The sequence below is a fragment of the Parasphingorhabdus sp. genome (assembly GCF_039977335.1).
In the GTDB taxonomy this organism is placed as follows: Bacteria; Pseudomonadota; Alphaproteobacteria; order Sphingomonadales; family Sphingomonadaceae; genus Parasphingorhabdus.
In genome coordinates this window covers 868,977-884,517 of the sequence record NZ_JBDWDI010000004.1, presented here as the reverse complement: position 1 = coordinate 884,517, position 15,541 = coordinate 868,977, and the positions used below count along the sequence as shown (strand labels likewise).

Sequence of the window (15,541 nt, the reverse complement as noted above, 5' to 3'; positions counted from 1 at the left end):
TGTCTTTCCTTCACGTCCTTCTTAAAATCCCTAATGATTTCGGACGCGAAGGGCAATCAAACTTCTAGGCGTGTCAGAGAACAAGCGGTTGTAAGACCGAGGCCGCGTTTCATGGCAGGATAAGCCCTGACCATCGCCGCGACCATGGCTAGTTCCCGCCGGACCGGGCGCCCGAACTGTTGCTCAATGCGCAGCCCCAGATCATCCGCTTCCGCAGATTGATGGGCAATGGCCTGAGCGAAATCAAAAGCCAGTTTGTTGTCGCCGGATAGCTTGCCCGCCAGCATGGCGTTGACCTCGTCTCGCGGCAGGCCTTCCGCCAGTGCGCCTTGCGCAGCGGTGATTGCGCAGGGACCACAATCCTCGACGAGCGTCGCGCCAATTCGCGCAGCGGACAACAGCCCCGCGCTCGCTTCATAGCGATGATTGCTGGCTGGCATGAAATGCTTGAGTTTCTCCAGCATATGCCCTGGCGCACTTGCGATTTCGTGAAAATAGGCGCTTTCGCCCGGCGACATCCGGTCCACCATCGCCAGAAACAAGCGGTCTGGCACGCCCGCTGGTACTATCCGCTGGCGGAAGAACAGGATGGCGAGGGCGGCCAGCACCAGCAGCGGCGGGCCGAGCACACCCGGCGCATCAGCCCAGAAAATATCTGGTGAACAAATTCCGGCCGCCACTTCATAGATATGGAGGACGCCATGCAGAGAAAGCCACAGCGCGCCTGCCAGCGCGCCTAGCCAACGCATATGGAGACTGGCACCAGCATAAAGCAGGATAATCCCACAGGCCCCATAGGCGATCCCGATATCGCGGATGAAATGCTTATTGGGCGGACCGGTGGTGATGACAGTGGGAATCGCGGTGTACCAGTCAAGCGGACTGATGATCATGAACAGGCCGAAAAACAATGTGGATATTCCAACCGCGATGACCAAAAACTGCGCTAGTCTATCCAGAAAATCGGGTTTTCCGGTCTGCATGACAAATACTCCTCTTTGCTTCCATCTATATTCAGACAATAAATATCCGAATTAAAAACATTGTCAATGTGGATTCGGGAAATTGCCGTAGCTGCGCTATTCGGATATGAAATATCGGAATATAATATAAAGCAGGTAGCTTATGCAGATTTCCAAAGGTGTTGAATGGGCGGCGCACGCGGCCGCGTTGCTGAATGGACTTCCCGCTGGTCGCGGCTTGAAGGCCGAAGCTTTGGCCCGATATCATGGTGTGCCGGCGCCCTATATGGCGAAGCAGCTACAGGCCTTAAGCAAGGCCGGGATCACAAAAACATCACGCGGCGCGCATGGTGGTTACCGCCTCGCCAAACCGGCTGACGAGATATCGCTATGGGACATTACCGCAGCGGTCGATGGCAAAGGTCCGGCATTCCGGTGCACCGAAATCCGCCAAAACGGACCATGCGGACTGAAGCCCAAAGACTGTAAACGACCCTGCCAGATAGCCGCTGCCTTTGCGTCTGCGGAACAGGCTTTTCGGGAAAGTCTGTCGGCGATCTCACTGGCTGATCTGGCTGGTCAGGTCGTCAATGATTCAGAGCCGCATCATCTACTTGCCATGGTGAACTGGCTCAATGCAGAGGCCGAACCGCTGAGCGAGAAAAGCGCCTAGCCAGTTATATGAGCTTGGCCATCGTCTCAAACCGCAGGGGTTCGGCCAGCCAGGTTTCATAATTATCCATAACCGCCTTGGTATAAGGCTTGCCATGATGCTCTTTCAGGGCTGCTTCATCCCGCCATTCTTCATAGAGGAAGATATGCTCCTGATCCGGATCGGCCAAGACAGTGAACTGAATGCAACCCGGCTCGGCGCGGGTTTCTTCAACAATGGCAAGGATCGCGTTCTGTGCGTCTCTATAATGTGTGGATTTAGGGGTGATTTTGGCGAAACCGAATAGGGTGTTGGTCATAAGTTCCAGACTTAGTGCTTAATTGGCCCCCGCTATGCCGCCATTTTCAACCCGTTCCCATGCCTTTGCAAGCCCAAAAAATACTTGAATCGAAATTTATTGAGGTTATGATATACCATATCATTTAAAAAGAGGTGTCTATGATTAATCCAAGCAATGCCCCGACATCACGATTTTTGCGTGATGCCGGTATGGAACCAGGTATGCGGGTTCTGGATATTGGTTGCGCAAATGGCATTTTAACGCGCGAACTGGCTCAGTTGCTGGGGAAGAATGGACATGTTCATGGAGTTGATAGCAATGAGGATCGCCTTGCAGACGCCAGAAGCCAACCTGCTGAACCGGAGCAGGCCAGCATCACCTATGAGAATGTTGATCTTTCCGGAAGCTTGCCGGACTGGGAGCCTTTCGATGCCATCGTCGGCCGCCGGATATTAATGTATCTGCCGGATGCTGCAGAGACAGTGCGGCGGTTGACGGCATTACTCAAGACGGATGGTTTAATGATCTTTCAGGAACATAGCGCGACCGGTATGCCCTTTGCGGCGGGGCCGATACCCCAGCATCGACAGGCCCATGACTGGCTGTGGCGCATGATTGCCGCAGAGGATGGCACAATCACGATGGGTCTCGAATTTCCAAAGCTCCTTGAAAAGGCAGCATTGGATATTGCTCACTATAGAGCAGAGGTGATCATGCTGGGTTCCGCGAGTGATCAAGGGATTGAAGATGTCGCCAATTATATGGTGGACAGGGTGATAGAGGCCGGGGTTGCAGACCGAGAAACGATCCAGCCTGATAGTCTGACCGAGCGTCTTGTTGCAGAGCGTCAGAAGGCCAGTCCGATTGCCTGGGATATGGCTTATCTAATTTGTGGGACCAAGCGGAGTTGACGCTTGGGTATGTAGAACGAATAATTACTCTGCCGCTTCCGCCTGTTCTGTTGCCGCTTCGATCTCCGCCGCCTTCGCCTCGACGAGCTTCACGATATGGTCGACCATATCGCCGTCCGACACATGATGATCGGTTACGCCGGAGAGGTACACCATATGCTTGCCTGCACCGCCGCCGGTTATGCCGATGTCGGTTTCGCGCGCTTCACCAGGGCCATTGACGACGCAGCCGAGGACGGAGAGCGATAAAGGCGTGCGAATATGCTGCAGTCGTTCTTCCAACGTTTGCACCGTGCGGATCACATCAAAGCCCTGCCGCGCGCAGCTTGGGCAACTCACGACGCGGACACCGCGGGTGCGCAAACCGAGGGCCTTGAGCATCTCATAGCCTACGCGCACTTCTTCTTCTGGCTCGGCGGACAGGCTGACGCGAATTGTGTCGCCAATGCCGGCCCAGAGCAGATTACCCATGCCGATGGAGCTTTTCACCGTCCCGCCGATCAGGCCGCCTGCCTCGGTAATGCCAAGGTGCAGCGGACAATCCACTGCATCGGCGAGCTGCGAATAAGCGGCAACAGCGAGAAACACATCGGACGCCTTCACGGCGACCTTATATTCGTGAAAATCATGGTCCTGCAAAAGCTTGATATGGTCGAGCGCGCTTTCGACCAGCGCCTCTGGACAAGGCTCACCATATTTTTCGAGCAGATCTTTCTCCAGGCTACCGGCATTCACCCCGATACGGATGGCACAGCCATTGGCTTTCGCCGCATCGACCACTTCCTTGACCCGATCTGCACTGCCAATATTGCCGGGATTGATCCGCAGACAGGCCGCGCCCGCTTCGGCGGCTTCGATCCCGCGCTTATAGTGGAAATGGATATCCGCAACGATCGGTACACGGCTGGCGCGAACAATCTGTTTCAGCGCTGTCGTGCTTTCAACATCGGGACAGGAGATCCGGATGATATCGACACCAGCTTCTTCGCAGCGGCGGATTTGGTCAATTGTCGCCTTGGGGTCGCTCGTCAGCGTATTGGTCATCGTCTGCACGGTAATCGGCGCATCTCCGCCAACAGCCACGTCGCCGACCATGATCTGGCGGCTTTTGCGGCGCTCTATATCGCGCCATGGACGCAGGGAAGGATTATCGGCTGTCATGATGGGAACCTGTCACAATATTACTCGTTCCATGCTATATAGCGGTTTCATGCCGCCGGTGCGAGGGGCGATTGCGTCTGCATCTGAAAAAAGCACAATATTGGAAAGGAAACCATAATGGGAACTGTTTTAATTGCTGGCGCCAATCGCGGCCTCGGGCTGGAAATGGCCAAGCAATATGCCGATAACGGCTGGGACGTCATCGGTACGGCGCGAGAACCGGAAAAGGCAGCAGAGCTGAACGCAATTGGCAATGCGAAGACAATGCAACTGGATGCGGCCAACGACAGCAGCGTTGAGCGCTTTACCAACGAACTCGGCGATCAACCGATTGATCTCTACATCAACAATGCGGGTATATTTGGTCCGCAGGAATTTGATCGCGATGGCTGGCTGGAGCTGATGAACGTCAATGTCGTCGCGCCGGTTAAACTCGCCAATGCGCTGAAAGATAATATCGCCAAGTCCAACGGCAAGAAAATGGTGGTCATATCGAGCCAGGTTGGCAGCATTACCGAAAATGAAAGCGGCGAAATGATGTATTATCGCAGCAGCAAAGCGGCGGTGAATCAGGCATGGAAATCGCTGTCCAACCAGTGGAAGGATGAAGGCCTGACACTCACGATGATGCATCCCGGCTGGGTCCAGACGGACATGGGCGGCCCCCATGCCGACCTGACCCCGCAAGAAAGCGTCAGCGGCATGCGGCAGGTTATCGACAATCTTCATCATGCGCAAACTGGTGCTTTTCATGATTATAGCGGCCGCGAAATCCCTTGGTAATTCTTCATGGTACGTGAACACAGCACAATGGTTGCGGCTCTGATTATTGGTGCTACACCTGTGTGCAAAGGAGCCGCTTCATGTTCAAGTTCGCAATTATCGCACCGGTTTTAACAATGGCCGCGCTGGCGTTCAGCACCAATGCAGCCGCGCAAAAAGATGACGATGTAAGCTGGTCGATCGCTATTCACGGCGGTGCCGGTACGATTGAGCGAGACAAGATCACACCAGAAAAGGACGCGGAAATTCGCACTGCTTTGAATGCAGCTTTGGCGGAGGGTTCCAAAATCCTGAAAGCTGGTGGCAACGCTATGGAGGCGATTACAGCCACTATAGTGCTGCTTGAAAATGATCCCAATTTCAACGCGGGTAAGGGCGCGGTTTTCACTTGGGACAAGACTAACGAACTGGATAGCAGCATCATGGACGGCAGCGATCTGTCGGCTGGTGCGGTCGCTGGTGTAACCGCGACCAAAAATCCGATTTTATTGGCCCGTGCCGTGAAAGATAAAAGCCCGCATGTCATGCTGTCCGGCAAAGGGGCCGATCAGTTCAGCCGCGAGCAGGGGTTGGAGCAGGTAACGCCTGATTACTACGCAACGCCCCGCCGCCTGAAACAGATTGAAGATGTGCTGGCTAAGCAGGTAAGCGTTAAAGACGTCGATTATAAATTCGGCACCGTCGGAGCGGTAGCAATGGACAGCAATGGCAATATGGCCGCTGGGACGAGCACGGGCGGAATGACGGCCAAACGCTGGGGCAGGATTGGCGATAGCCCGGTCATTGGTGCCGGGACTTATGCAGATAACCGGAGCTGTGCTATTTCGGCAACCGGTGCTGGCGAATATTTCATTAGGTTGGGCGTTGCGCACGAGATTTGCACACGCATAAAGATACGCATCCGGAACACTGAGAAAATGGCGGAAAAAGCGATCTTAAAGCGGAAGAATCAAGAGAAAGCGGTTAAGTTTCGCCTAGGCAACGTGAGGTTGAATGACGAAGCCGTTCAAAAAATCGCGGACGAAGTGATAGCGGAACTGGGCCAAATCGGTGGCACCGGCGGGATCATCTTTGCCACGCCATGGGGGCAAGCCGGTTACAGTTTTAACACTCCGGGAATGTACCGCGGCCGCGCTACGAGTGATGGAGCGGCGAGTGTTTCGATATATGGGGATGAGGAATAGGGTTTAGAAAGTCGTCACCTAATCCCCCATCGGCGTCGCGGCTTTTGCTGCTTTCGTCGTGATGATATAGTCAAAGCCTAGCACCACAAATTTACTGAAGGTCGACAACTCATTTATCCCCTTGCTCTCCAACTTGCGCCGGATTGGGGCGAGCGGGATCAGATAGTGGCCGGTATCGCCAATCCGGGCGCTGTCAATCTGCGCTGCTTCGAGGATGGGTGTGATGATCTTGTCATCCACCGCCTTGACTTGCGTATAGCCTTCCGATGAAGGCCGCATGGTCAGTTGCTCACCGCTGAGACCGCTAAAGGCGATGTGCAGCGATTGCATCTGGTTCGCGGCGGCCATCCCCGGCAGTATTGATCCGATATCAAACATCTTGGTAGGCGTGGTCCCGCGTCCGAGGTGATAGGCACCCATTTTCAATAGCACGCGCGGGGCAGGCTCTTCTGCCTCATGATATTGCTGTAAAAATAAGCGGTGCATCAAGGCGATGCGGTCCGCATTATTGGCGAAATAGCGACGAGCATTGTTGTGCTGATAGATGACGGCGCTTTCCGCCAGAGAATCAATAATCGCCTGCGCTTCCGGGGAACCAGTAAATTTGGCGCGCAGATCGGCAAAAGTTGCGGGCGGTGCCGACAACATCAGCAGGCCTTTCTGATCAGCGGCAGCCACAGCGGCAAGGTCTTTCTGCAGCAAGCTATCCGTTGCCTCACGCGCAGCGGCGTTCGGGGCCATGGCTTTTAACTCTTCCAACAGGATTGTCGGCGCGCCGATAAATTCCTGATCAATGCCCCAAAGGTCCACCGTACCTTCGGGCTCGGCAAAATCATTAGCGAGCAGGGCATCTTCGCGGTTGCTGACGAAGGGCAGGGCGATCGGCTTGCCCGCTACCAGTGTGGCGACACCGGTCACGCCATCGGTACGCAGCGCTTGCTGCACAATCTTGCCCGACCAGGGGCCGATTTCGACAGCATGATAGGCGCGGCCATATTTTTTCATCTCGGCGGCCAGACCGCGACCCAGTTCCGGCGAATCCGCAAAACCATGATCCTCGCCCAGCGCGACAAATTGGGCTCTCGCTATCTCTGGCCGCAAGATATTGGCACCGGGACCGGACAATCCATCCGGTCCGAATGAGATTTCCCAGATCGGAATGTCCAAGGCTGGCGCGGTCACCTCTTCGGCCATTGCCGGTGCCGTGATTGCCAGTGCGACTATTCCCGATAGCGCCGCAAAAAACATCCGCATATCATTTCTCCCGTTGATTGATTTAGTGATTTATATCGCTAATACAGTAAATGTAAATCCATCTTCGAAAGCGGTTGCAAATTCCCGCTTCCCCTCGCTTAATCACTCGGTTAAACCCGCAGGATGGCATGGAAACCCGAAATTGAAGAACTGCGTGAGCGGCAACGTCTTGCGGAAAAAATGGGCGGCGAGGAAAAAGTTTCTCGCCAGCATGGGCGGGGCAAACTTGATGCGCGTGCCCGGATTGCCGGTATCGTGGACGAAGGCAGCTTTCGTGAGATTGGCAAGATAGCCGGACGCGGGACTTATAATGATAAAGCGGAATTTGAGGATTTTGCTCCGAGCAACCTGATCTTTGGCCGCGCGAATATTGAAGGCCGTCCGGTGGTGGCCAGCGCCGATGACTTTACCGTCAGAGGAGGCGCGGCGGACGCGGCGCTGCATCGAAAGTTCACCCAATGCGAGAAAATGGCGCACACGCTGGGTATTCCGATGATCCGGATGATTGATGGTACGGGCGGCGGTGGCTCGGTCAAATCGCTCGAGGATATGGGCTTTACCTATGTGCCAGCGGTACCCGGCTGGGAAGATATCATCAAAAACCAGGAAACCGTTCCGGTTGTGGCACTGGCACTTGGACCAACGGCTGGCATGGGCGCGGCCCGCACCGTAGCAAGCCATTACTCAATAATGGTGCGCGGATTGTCTCAGCTTTTCGCCGCTGGTCCTGCAGTCGCTGCTGCGATTGGTGATAATCTGACCAAGGAAGAATTAGGCGGCAGCGAGATCCACACGCGCAATGGCGTGGTTGATGAAGAAGTTGGCAGCGAGGCCGAAGCCTTTGCCACGGCGCGCAAATTTCTCTCTTACCTGCCGAGCAATATCGACCAGCGTGCCGAGCGTGTGGTTACGGGAGATCCCGCCAGTCGCCGCGATGAAGTTTTGCTCTCCGCCGTTCCGCGCGGGGATAAAGAGGTTTATTCCATGCGCAAGATCATGGATTCCGTTTTCGACAAAGGGACAGTTTTTGAGATGGGTAAGCGCTGGGGCAGGGCGGCAATTACCGCCTTTGCACGGCTGGATGGCTACCCGGTTGCAGTGCTCGCCAATGATCCCAGTTTCCTTGGTGGGAGCTGGGAAGCCAAGTCGTCGGAGAAGGTAGAACGCTTCGCCAAGCTGGCGGATCAATTTCGCCTACCCGTCGTCCATCTGGTCGACAATCCCGGCTTCATGATTGGCGAGGACGCCGAACGCACCGGCACGATCCGTTATGGGGTGCAGGCTATGAACGCGGTCTATAAAGCAACGGTTCCATGGGCCAGCATCATCGTCCGCCGCGCTTATGGGATTGCGGGCAGCGCTATGTCCAACGCGGAGAATTTCCAATATCGTTTTGCCTGGCCGAGCGGGGATTGGGGTTCGCTTCCTATCGCTGGTGGGCTCGAGGTCGCCTATAAAGCGGATATCGAGGCGTCGGAAGATCCGGCGGCACGGTTGGAAGAGATAAAGGCGAAGCTCAATCTGGTGACATCGCCCTTCCGCACGGCGGAACAGTTCAGCGTCGAAGACATTATCGATCCAAGGGAAACCCGGCCATTATTGTGTGAATTTGCCGATCTGGCGTGGCGGAAACTGGACGGGGAATGACCAGATTGCCAGCAGTAAAAAAATGATCCGGCTCATTCAGCCTGCCGCAACATCCATAATATTATCACATTCGGTGCCTGTTACTGGGACCATCGTTTACAAGCCGAAAGGCTGAAAGGTAATATTATGTCCCTTGCTCCTATTTCGAAAACCGGTTTCATCATCCTGGCTAGTCTTTTCTGGAACGCTAATGCCGGGGCCGAAACTGCAAAACAGGTGGATACGCCGGAGCGGTTTTCCGTTTTGGTGACCTATGGCGATGACATTTGTCCGGAAGGGGAGCCCGACGAAATTGTGGTCTGTGCGCAGCGGCCGGAATCCGAGCGCTACCGGATTCCCAAAGAATTGAGGCAAGCGGAAGAGGAAAGCGGCGGCGAGCAAAGTTGGTCCTCTACCGTGGCATCTCATGAAGAAGCGGCACGGCCCTCTCGTCCCAATAGCTGCTCGGTTGTTGGCACCAATGGCTGGTCTGGCTGCCGAGCTGCGCTGCTGCGGCAATGGTTTGCTGAGCGCCGTGAAATGGGTGAATAGCCGGGCGACCAATTTGGTATTCCGAAATCGGCGTTGTGGTGCAGTTCAAGGATATGGGGCGGCAAAGGCCGAAAAAAATGGTCGGGACGAGAGGATTCGAACCTCCGACCCCCACACCCCCAGTGTGATGCGCTACCAGGCTGCGCTACGTCCCGACCTTCGATGCGGCATTGCCGACCGAGCCAGCGCCTATATGGCGGTCTGCTATTCTTGGCAAGTTCTTTGGGCATGGCTTCATCGTTCATATTTGCGACTACTTGATCTCCTGCAGAGCGGTTCCCATTTACCTGTAAGCGTCTTGGGTGCGCCCGGTTAGATTGCTTTCCTTTTGCTAAGAGATTGCTTTCACCGGGGGTGCGTGATAGGCGCGCGCAGCATTAATGACCGGCGCTTTGCGTAAGTAATATTGGCGGTCCATGGGCCTGAAAATCAGGCCGTTATATTGGGGATATTGAAATGACTTCACTTTTGATCACGGCGCAGGCAGCTTCCGGTGGAGCCGGCGGATTTCTTGTTTCGATCATGCCACTGGTTTTGATATTTGCCGTTTTCTATTTCCTGTTGATCCGTCCGCAGCAAAAGAAAATGAAAGAGCATCAAGGAAAAATTTCGGCCGTTCAGAAAAATGATGAAGTTGTGACCGGCGGCGGGCTGGTCGGCAAGGCAATGAAAGTCGATGATGAATATGTCGAGGTTGAAATTGCCAAAGGTATTCGCGTGAAAGCGGTTAAGGCTACGTTATCAGATGTTACGCCACGCGGTAGCGGCAAACCGGCCAACGATTAAACCCTAGGGAACGGATAGTTTTACGATGTTAGATTTCCCGCGCTGGAAAGTCATTTCCATATCCTTGTTATTGGCTTTCGGCGTGCTGATGTCGCTTCCCAGCCTGTTTTTTGGCGAAAGCCATAAATACTGGCCGTCCTTTCTGCCGGATGAGACAATCAATCTGGGGCTGGATCTGTCTGGTGGTAGTCACATTCTTTTGGAAGCCGATCCAGCTGATGTGGGCGAAACACGTTTGGAAACAATGGAAGAGTCTGTGCGTGCGGAAATGCGGCGCGCAAGCCCGCGTATTAATATCGGTGATATCTCTCGCAAAGATGGCGTGCTGTCTTTCATGGTGCGCGATTCAACTCAGGTGGATGCCGCGCGTGAAGCTTTATTGCCTTTGACCACCGGCGCAGGGCTTACTGGCCAACGGGATTGGGACATAGAAGTACGGGACGATACGCGCTTTGTTGTTTCTCCCACATCTGCTGGTCTCGATAATGCGGTAGATAATGCGATGGACACGGCGACGGATGTAATCCGGCGGCGCATCGATGAAATGGGAACGCGCGAACCAACCATTATCCGTCAAGGGGACACCCGGATCGTAGTTCAAGTGCCGGGCCTGGAAGACCCGGAGGCGTTGAAGGAACTGCTTGGTAAAACCGCTAAATTGGAATTCAAACTTGTCGATTTTGAGGCTGATCCCAACGCCGTCACGGCAGGGCGTCCGCCGGTTGGCAGTCAGATATTTCCTTATCCCGATAACCCAGCCGGGTTGCCGAATATTGCGGTCAAACGCCTTGGCGGTATTTCCGGTGACAAACTCACCGATGCTGGTCAAGGCTTTGATCAAGAAACCAACGCACCGGTTGTAAACATAACCTTTGATACCGAAGGCGGTGCAAAATTTGCTCGTCTAACCCAGAATAATGTCGGTCGTCCGTTTGCGATCATCTTGGATGGTGTGGTTTTATCTGCTCCCAATATCAACGAACCGATTTTGGGCGGGTCGGCGCAAATTTCCGGAAACTTCACCGTGGAAGGAGCCAACCAGCTTTCGATCGCGTTGCGCTCAGGTGCTTTGCCTGTGGAACTGCAGGTTGTCGAAGAACGCACTGTGGGCCCTGACCTTGGAGCTGATTCCATCCGTAAAGGTATGATCGCCGCGATCATTGGTACAGCGGCGGTGCTGGCATTCATGGTTGTGACTTATGGCCGCTTTGGCTTTTATGCGAACTTTGCACTGGCACTGAACTTGTTTCTAATCCTGGGGGTCATGGCTATTTTCAATGCGACGTTGACGCTGCCAGGCATTGCCGGCTTCATCCTGACGGTTGGCTCGGCGGTGGACGCGAACGTACTGATTAACGAGCGAATACGCGAGGAACGGCGCCGGGGTAGGCGGGTCGTGCAAGCGGTAGAGGTCGGCTATAAAGAGGCCTCTCGCGCGATTTTTGACGCCAATATCACCAACGTCATCGCCGGTTTGCTCTTGTTTATATTTGGTTCCGGTCCGGTTCGCGGTTTCGCCGTGGTTCTGATTATCGGGATTATCACATCAGTCTTTACCGCCGTTGTTGTGACGCGGATGCTGGTCGCGCTGTGGTTGCGCCGCACCCGTCCGCAAGAGCTGGTCATATAGGAGGGAATGGTCATGAAACTTCTCAAACTTGTTCCCGATAATACCAACATCGCATTCCTGAAGTGGCGGAATATAGCCGTTGCTATCAGCATTTTGATGATCATTGGCTCCATGGCATTGGTTGCCCAGCGCGGGTTGAACTTTGGTGTTGATTTCGTTGGCGGTCAGATGATCCGGACAACTTTCACACAGACTGCAGATGCGCCAATTACCGAATTGCGCGAAAAAGTCGGCGCACTGGGTTACGGGGATCCAACCATCCAACGCTTCGGCGAGCCGAATGAGGTGTCGATCCGCATGAAGCTACCTGACGGCGCGGATCAGGAGCCAGAGCTAGCCAACACGATGGCTGATGAAATTACTCTTATGTTGAAGGCAGATTATCCTGATGTTCGTATCGACGGTGTGGATTCTGTTTCTGGCAAGGTGTCAGAGGAACTTTTGTCCAAAGGTGTTTGGTCATTAGTTGGCGCGATGCTCGCGATTACGCTCTATATTTGGATCCGGTTTGAGTGGCAATTTGGTGCCGGGGCGCTGTTTGCATTGTTCCACGACGTTGCGCTGACCTTCGGGTTTTTCGCGCTGACGCAGCTTGAGTTTAACCTCAATATTGTGGCCGCCCTACTTACGATTATTGGTTATTCACTAAATGATACGATCGTCGTTTATGACCGGATCAGGGAAAATCTAAAGAAATATCGGAAGATGGATATTATCGCGCTGCTCGACCTGTCGGTCAATGAAACACTGGCACGTACAGTGATGACCAGCTTGACTATGTTGATCGCGCTGATTGCTTTGATGGTCTGGGGACCAGATGTGATTTTCGGTTTCTCGGCGGCGATGTTCCTCGGCGTGTTGATTGGCACCTATTCATCCGTTTATATGGCAGCGCCAATCTTGATCTGGCTGAAAGTCGGCCCTGACAGCTTCATTCCTCCGGAAACGGCAGGCGATCGGGCTGAAAAATTGGGTGGCCCGGAAGAAGTCGGCTGATTGGCTGAAGTTGATGGTAGAACTCAGACGCGACGTTGAATTTGAAGGGCCGATCGTAACCGGCTTTACACCCAATGGGTATAAAATCGGCGATCAGCGCTTTGATAACGGCCTGCTTCTGTCGCCGGAACAGGCGCAGTCTTGGAACGCGCCTGCACGCGACGATCTGAATCTGACGGATATTATTGCTGCCCTTAACTTGTTTCCGGTTCCTGAATTTTTGTTATTTGGTAGCGGCACAAAGATGGAGCAACCACCAGCGGCCTTTCGCCGCGCAGCTGAAACAGCGAAGCTCGGCATAGAAGTTATGGATAGCCGGGCGGCGGCGCGCGCTTGGGGCGTATTGCGGGCCGAAGAACGCTGGATCATCGGCGCATTCCTGCCGCTTCGTTAACTAGCGTTGCGCAATCTTAGCGAATAGCTTCACCAACTCGTCACCATTGTTTTTCCAGCTAAAGTGACTGACACTAGCACGCACTTCGCTTTGTGCCGGTGGGGCGGCCAGAATGGCTTTGATGGCCTCAATAATCGCAAGGCTATTTTGTTCCACAACCCGGCCGGCAATATCGGAGCATATCAGTTCTCGTGCACCACCGGCTTCGCTGATGATAATCGGTGTGCCGCAGGAAAGCGCTTCTACCCAAGCATTAGCCAGTCCTTCGGATTTTGACGGCAATATGGAAATGTCCGCCGCTGCTACCAACTTTGGCAAATCATCATGGGGGACACTACCAAGAAAGCGAATGCGATCTTGGATGCCTAGTTTGTTCGCCAGTGCCCGATACCCTTTTTCCTCCTTACCAACACCAGCAAGCATAAGAGTAGCACCCGGAAATGATGTCATGGCCTCGATAACCAGCGCCTGGTTCTTACGCTTGATAAGAGCGCCAACACAGATGATTAGGGGGCCTTCTACATTTAGTTCCTGTTTGGCAGCAGCACGATCAACGGGTTTGAATTTCTGCTGGTCAAGACCGGTATAATGGACGGTGATTTTATCACCATCCATGCCGAGGGTAATCATATCTTGTTTTAGCGCGTTAGAAACTGCCAACAAACCCGATGCTTTTTCCGCTGCAGATAATATCTGGGGCAGGCATTTGGGATCGCTGCCCCAATGATGGATATCCGCGCCGCGGGCTTTGATTGTGAAAGGGATGTCCAGGGCCGCCGACAATCGTATCGCTGCGGGGCCATCGGGATAGAAAAACTCCGCATCAATCAGGTCAAATGGCTTTTCTGCATGGAGCCTTTGGACCAGCGGTAGGATTGCTGATGCGATCTTTTCAGGATTTTTTGTACCGCTGAGTTTCGGGATCAACGTGAAATGAGGGCGATGGACATTCAGCCCACGCCATTGTTCGTGATCGGGTAGCTCGGAAAGCGCACGATAGGGCGCAAGGCCTCTCAATGGCGGCGGCGGAATTCCGATGGGGTTGATGACCGTCACGTTCGCTTCAGCCCGGTTCGCCAATTCGGCTGTTTGCCGTTCAACAAAAATACCGAAATTGGGCGACACCGCATTCGGGTACAATGTTGATAGCGTCAATATGTTGAGCGGGCGGGACATGGGGACGGCTTTAGAGCAAAGCCTTTAAAGCGCCCTTACCAGACGCACAGCAACTCCAATCCATTCGGGGTCTTTGACGACTTGTTGTCGCGCGCCGCTGCCAAGTGGCAAAACCTGTATCATATCACCCTCGCGCCCAATCAGGCGACCAAACAGAAAGCGCCCAGCGGGACGCGGTACCAAGATATCGCGGTTCAGCGCCGGGCCATATTGATCCGGCGTGCGGCGCGACAGCCAAACGTCATCGCCAGAGCGATAGTCGCCAACGCTGCTTTTGACGCGCAGGGCAACCATATCCGTCTCTATGGTCGGCTGAGAAATAGCTTCGGTCTTTTTAAGCGCATGCGCGCCTTTGTGATCAAGTATCGCAGCAACCGGTAACTCATCCTGATCCGGCAAGGCAAGCAATTCCGCGCTGTCAACGCCAAGCGCATCGGCAATCCGGTTGAGCCAATCCAAGGACAATGTCCGCATGCCGGTTTCCAGCCGTCCGATGGTTTGGGCGGTGGTCGTTGGATTGCAGCGCTTCGCGACATCATCCAGCGTCAGTCCCTTGACCTTACGAGCATCTCTTATGCGGTTAATCATTCCTATCTCCAACCTATATGGTTTTTTCTTTCCTACATATTTGCCAAAATGGCAAGGGAGATTCGTGTTATTTGAAACGGAGATCACTATGTCCTCAGCCAGAACTAATGAAGTTAAAGATCCTCGCATATTGGTGGAACGGCCATTGCCCAAGGATGGCAGGGATCGCGCCAAGGCCGATGCCCGAAAATGCCCTGCGCGCAGTTTGACGGTTAACCTGTCGGAATCACCGCTAGCTTGGCTTCATGCGCGCGGCCCCAGAGATGCTGAATGCAACTGAAGCGCAGATTGCCGCGAAGCAGCGTTTTGATAATGCGATTGTCTATCTGGGCAGCGATTTGTCAGACATCGCCTGGAGGATTATCTGCGCAGGCGAGGGCGTTCCCGCAGCGGAGAAAGATCTCGGCTGGCCAGCGCGATCGGGGAAGCTGGTGCTGAAAATAGCGCTCGACCGGCTGGCGAGTTTTTATCGAATGCCGGGAGAAGGTTAGCTTTGCTAATAATGGAGATGAAAATCGAAATCCAGTTGATTGCGTGCGGCGATAAGATAAGGTCATAGGCCAACCCACCTGTCAGGAAGTGCTG

16 protein-coding genes, 1 tRNA gene and 1 pseudogene are annotated in these 15,541 nt (G+C 54.1%); 11 read left to right on the top strand and 7 right to left on the bottom strand.

Annotation, left to right across the window (positions count from 1 at the left end):
- Positions 1–56: 56 nt before the first annotated feature.
- Entirely contained in the window at positions 57–983 is a 927-nt protein-coding gene (locus tag ABJM21_RS11550) for a hypothetical protein (protein WP_348301002.1), read from the bottom strand.
- A 142-nt stretch (positions 984–1,125) separates the two neighbouring features.
- Here ABJM21_RS11550 and ABJM21_RS11545 point away from each other — a divergent pair, with 142 nt between their 5' ends.
- Positions 1,126–1,635 carry an Rrf2 family transcriptional regulator gene (locus ABJM21_RS11545; protein ID WP_348301003.1) on the top strand — a complete coding sequence of 170 codons (510 nt, stop codon included), beginning with the start codon at positions 1,126–1,128 and terminating at the stop codon, positions 1,633–1,635.
- A gap of 4 nt (positions 1,636–1,639) precedes the next feature.
- Here ABJM21_RS11545 and ABJM21_RS11540 read toward each other — a convergent pair whose 3' ends face one another.
- Positions 1,640–1,933, bottom strand: a complete 294-nt coding sequence (locus ABJM21_RS11540) for a putative quinol monooxygenase (protein WP_348301004.1) — start codon at positions 1,931–1,933, stop codon at positions 1,640–1,642.
- Between the two features lie 140 nt (positions 1,934–2,073).
- On the opposite strand from ABJM21_RS11540, the gene ABJM21_RS11535 reads away from it, so the two are divergent.
- Positions 2,074–2,826, top strand: coding sequence for a class I SAM-dependent methyltransferase (locus ABJM21_RS11535; protein ID WP_348301005.1), 753 nt, complete (start codon positions 2,074–2,076; stop codon positions 2,824–2,826).
- A 24-nt stretch (positions 2,827–2,850) separates the two neighbouring features.
- On the opposite strand, the gene ispG is transcribed toward ABJM21_RS11535, so the two are convergent.
- Positions 2,851–3,987 carry a flavodoxin-dependent (E)-4-hydroxy-3-methylbut-2-enyl-diphosphate synthase gene (gene ispG, locus ABJM21_RS11530; protein ID WP_348301006.1) on the bottom strand — a complete coding sequence of 379 codons (1,137 nt, stop codon included), beginning with the start codon at positions 3,985–3,987 and terminating at the stop codon, positions 2,851–2,853.
- Positions 3,988–4,104: 117 nt separating this feature from the next.
- Between ispG and ABJM21_RS11525 the strand changes: the two genes are divergently transcribed.
- Complete coding sequence (locus tag ABJM21_RS11525) at positions 4,105–4,770, top strand: SDR family oxidoreductase (RefSeq protein WP_348301007.1); 666 nt, start codon at positions 4,105–4,107, stop codon at positions 4,768–4,770.
- A gap of 80 nt (positions 4,771–4,850) precedes the next feature.
- Positions 4,851–5,954 (top strand): isoaspartyl peptidase/L-asparaginase, encoded by a 1,104-nt coding sequence (locus tag ABJM21_RS11520; protein ID WP_348301008.1) that lies wholly within the window; start codon positions 4,851–4,853, stop codon positions 5,952–5,954.
- Between the two features lie 18 nt (positions 5,955–5,972).
- Here the strand turns inward: ABJM21_RS11520 and ABJM21_RS11515 are convergent, their stop codons facing one another.
- Positions 5,973–7,208 (bottom strand): hypothetical protein, encoded by a 1,236-nt coding sequence (locus ABJM21_RS11515; protein WP_348301009.1) that lies wholly within the window; start codon positions 7,206–7,208, stop codon positions 5,973–5,975.
- Between the two features lie 123 nt (positions 7,209–7,331).
- On the opposite strand from ABJM21_RS11515, the gene ABJM21_RS11510 reads away from it, so the two are divergent.
- Both ABJM21_RS11510 and ABJM21_RS11505 read left to right on the top strand, forming a co-directional pair.
- Positions 7,332–8,855: a carboxyl transferase domain-containing protein gene (locus ABJM21_RS11510; protein WP_348301010.1), complete on the top strand. Its 1,524-nt coding sequence runs from the start codon at positions 7,332–7,334 to the stop codon at positions 8,853–8,855.
- A gap of 126 nt (positions 8,856–8,981) precedes the next feature.
- Positions 8,982–9,386 carry a hypothetical protein gene (locus ABJM21_RS11505; protein ID WP_348301011.1) on the top strand — a complete coding sequence of 135 codons (405 nt, stop codon included), beginning with the start codon at positions 8,982–8,984 and terminating at the stop codon, positions 9,384–9,386.
- A gap of 78 nt (positions 9,387–9,464) precedes the next feature.
- Here the strand turns inward: ABJM21_RS11505 and ABJM21_RS11500 are convergent.
- Positions 9,465–9,541, bottom strand: a tRNA-Pro gene (locus ABJM21_RS11500).
- A gap of 301 nt (positions 9,542–9,842) precedes the next feature.
- Between ABJM21_RS11500 and yajC the strand changes: the two genes are divergently transcribed.
- Genes yajC through ABJM21_RS11480 form a run of 4 tightly spaced genes read left to right on the top strand, consistent with a single transcriptional unit; the run spans position 9,843 to position 13,192 of the window.
- Positions 9,843–10,172, top strand: coding sequence for a preprotein translocase subunit YajC (gene yajC, locus ABJM21_RS11495; protein WP_348301012.1), 330 nt, complete (start codon positions 9,843–9,845; stop codon positions 10,170–10,172).
- 25 nt (positions 10,173–10,197) lie between these two features.
- Positions 10,198–11,802 carry a protein translocase subunit SecD gene (gene secD, locus ABJM21_RS11490; RefSeq protein WP_348301013.1) on the top strand — a complete coding sequence of 535 codons (1,605 nt, stop codon included), beginning with the start codon at positions 10,198–10,200 and terminating at the stop codon, positions 11,800–11,802.
- Between the two features lie 12 nt (positions 11,803–11,814).
- Positions 11,815–12,798: a protein translocase subunit SecF gene (gene secF, locus ABJM21_RS11485; RefSeq protein WP_348301014.1), complete on the top strand. Its 984-nt coding sequence runs from the start codon at positions 11,815–11,817 to the stop codon at positions 12,796–12,798.
- Positions 12,799–12,811: 13 nt separating this feature from the next.
- Complete coding sequence (locus ABJM21_RS11480) at positions 12,812–13,192, top strand: MTH938/NDUFAF3 family protein (protein ID WP_348301015.1); 381 nt, start codon at positions 12,812–12,814, stop codon at positions 13,190–13,192.
- Here ABJM21_RS11480 and ABJM21_RS11475 read toward each other — a convergent pair whose 3' ends face one another.
- Together ABJM21_RS11475 and ABJM21_RS11470 are read right to left on the bottom strand one after the other, a co-directional pair.
- Complete coding sequence (locus tag ABJM21_RS11475; RefSeq protein ID WP_348301016.1) at positions 13,193–14,368, bottom strand: glycosyltransferase; 1,176 nt, start codon at positions 14,366–14,368, stop codon at positions 13,193–13,195.
- Between the two features lie 24 nt (positions 14,369–14,392).
- Complete coding sequence (locus ABJM21_RS11470) at positions 14,393–14,956, bottom strand: helix-turn-helix transcriptional regulator (RefSeq protein ID WP_348301017.1); 564 nt, start codon at positions 14,954–14,956, stop codon at positions 14,393–14,395.
- An 88-nt stretch (positions 14,957–15,044) separates the two neighbouring features.
- Between ABJM21_RS11470 and ABJM21_RS11465 the strand changes: the two are divergent.
- Positions 15,045–15,447, top strand: a pseudogene (locus ABJM21_RS11465) (DUF6456 domain-containing protein).
- Positions 15,448–15,541 lie beyond the last annotated feature (94 nt).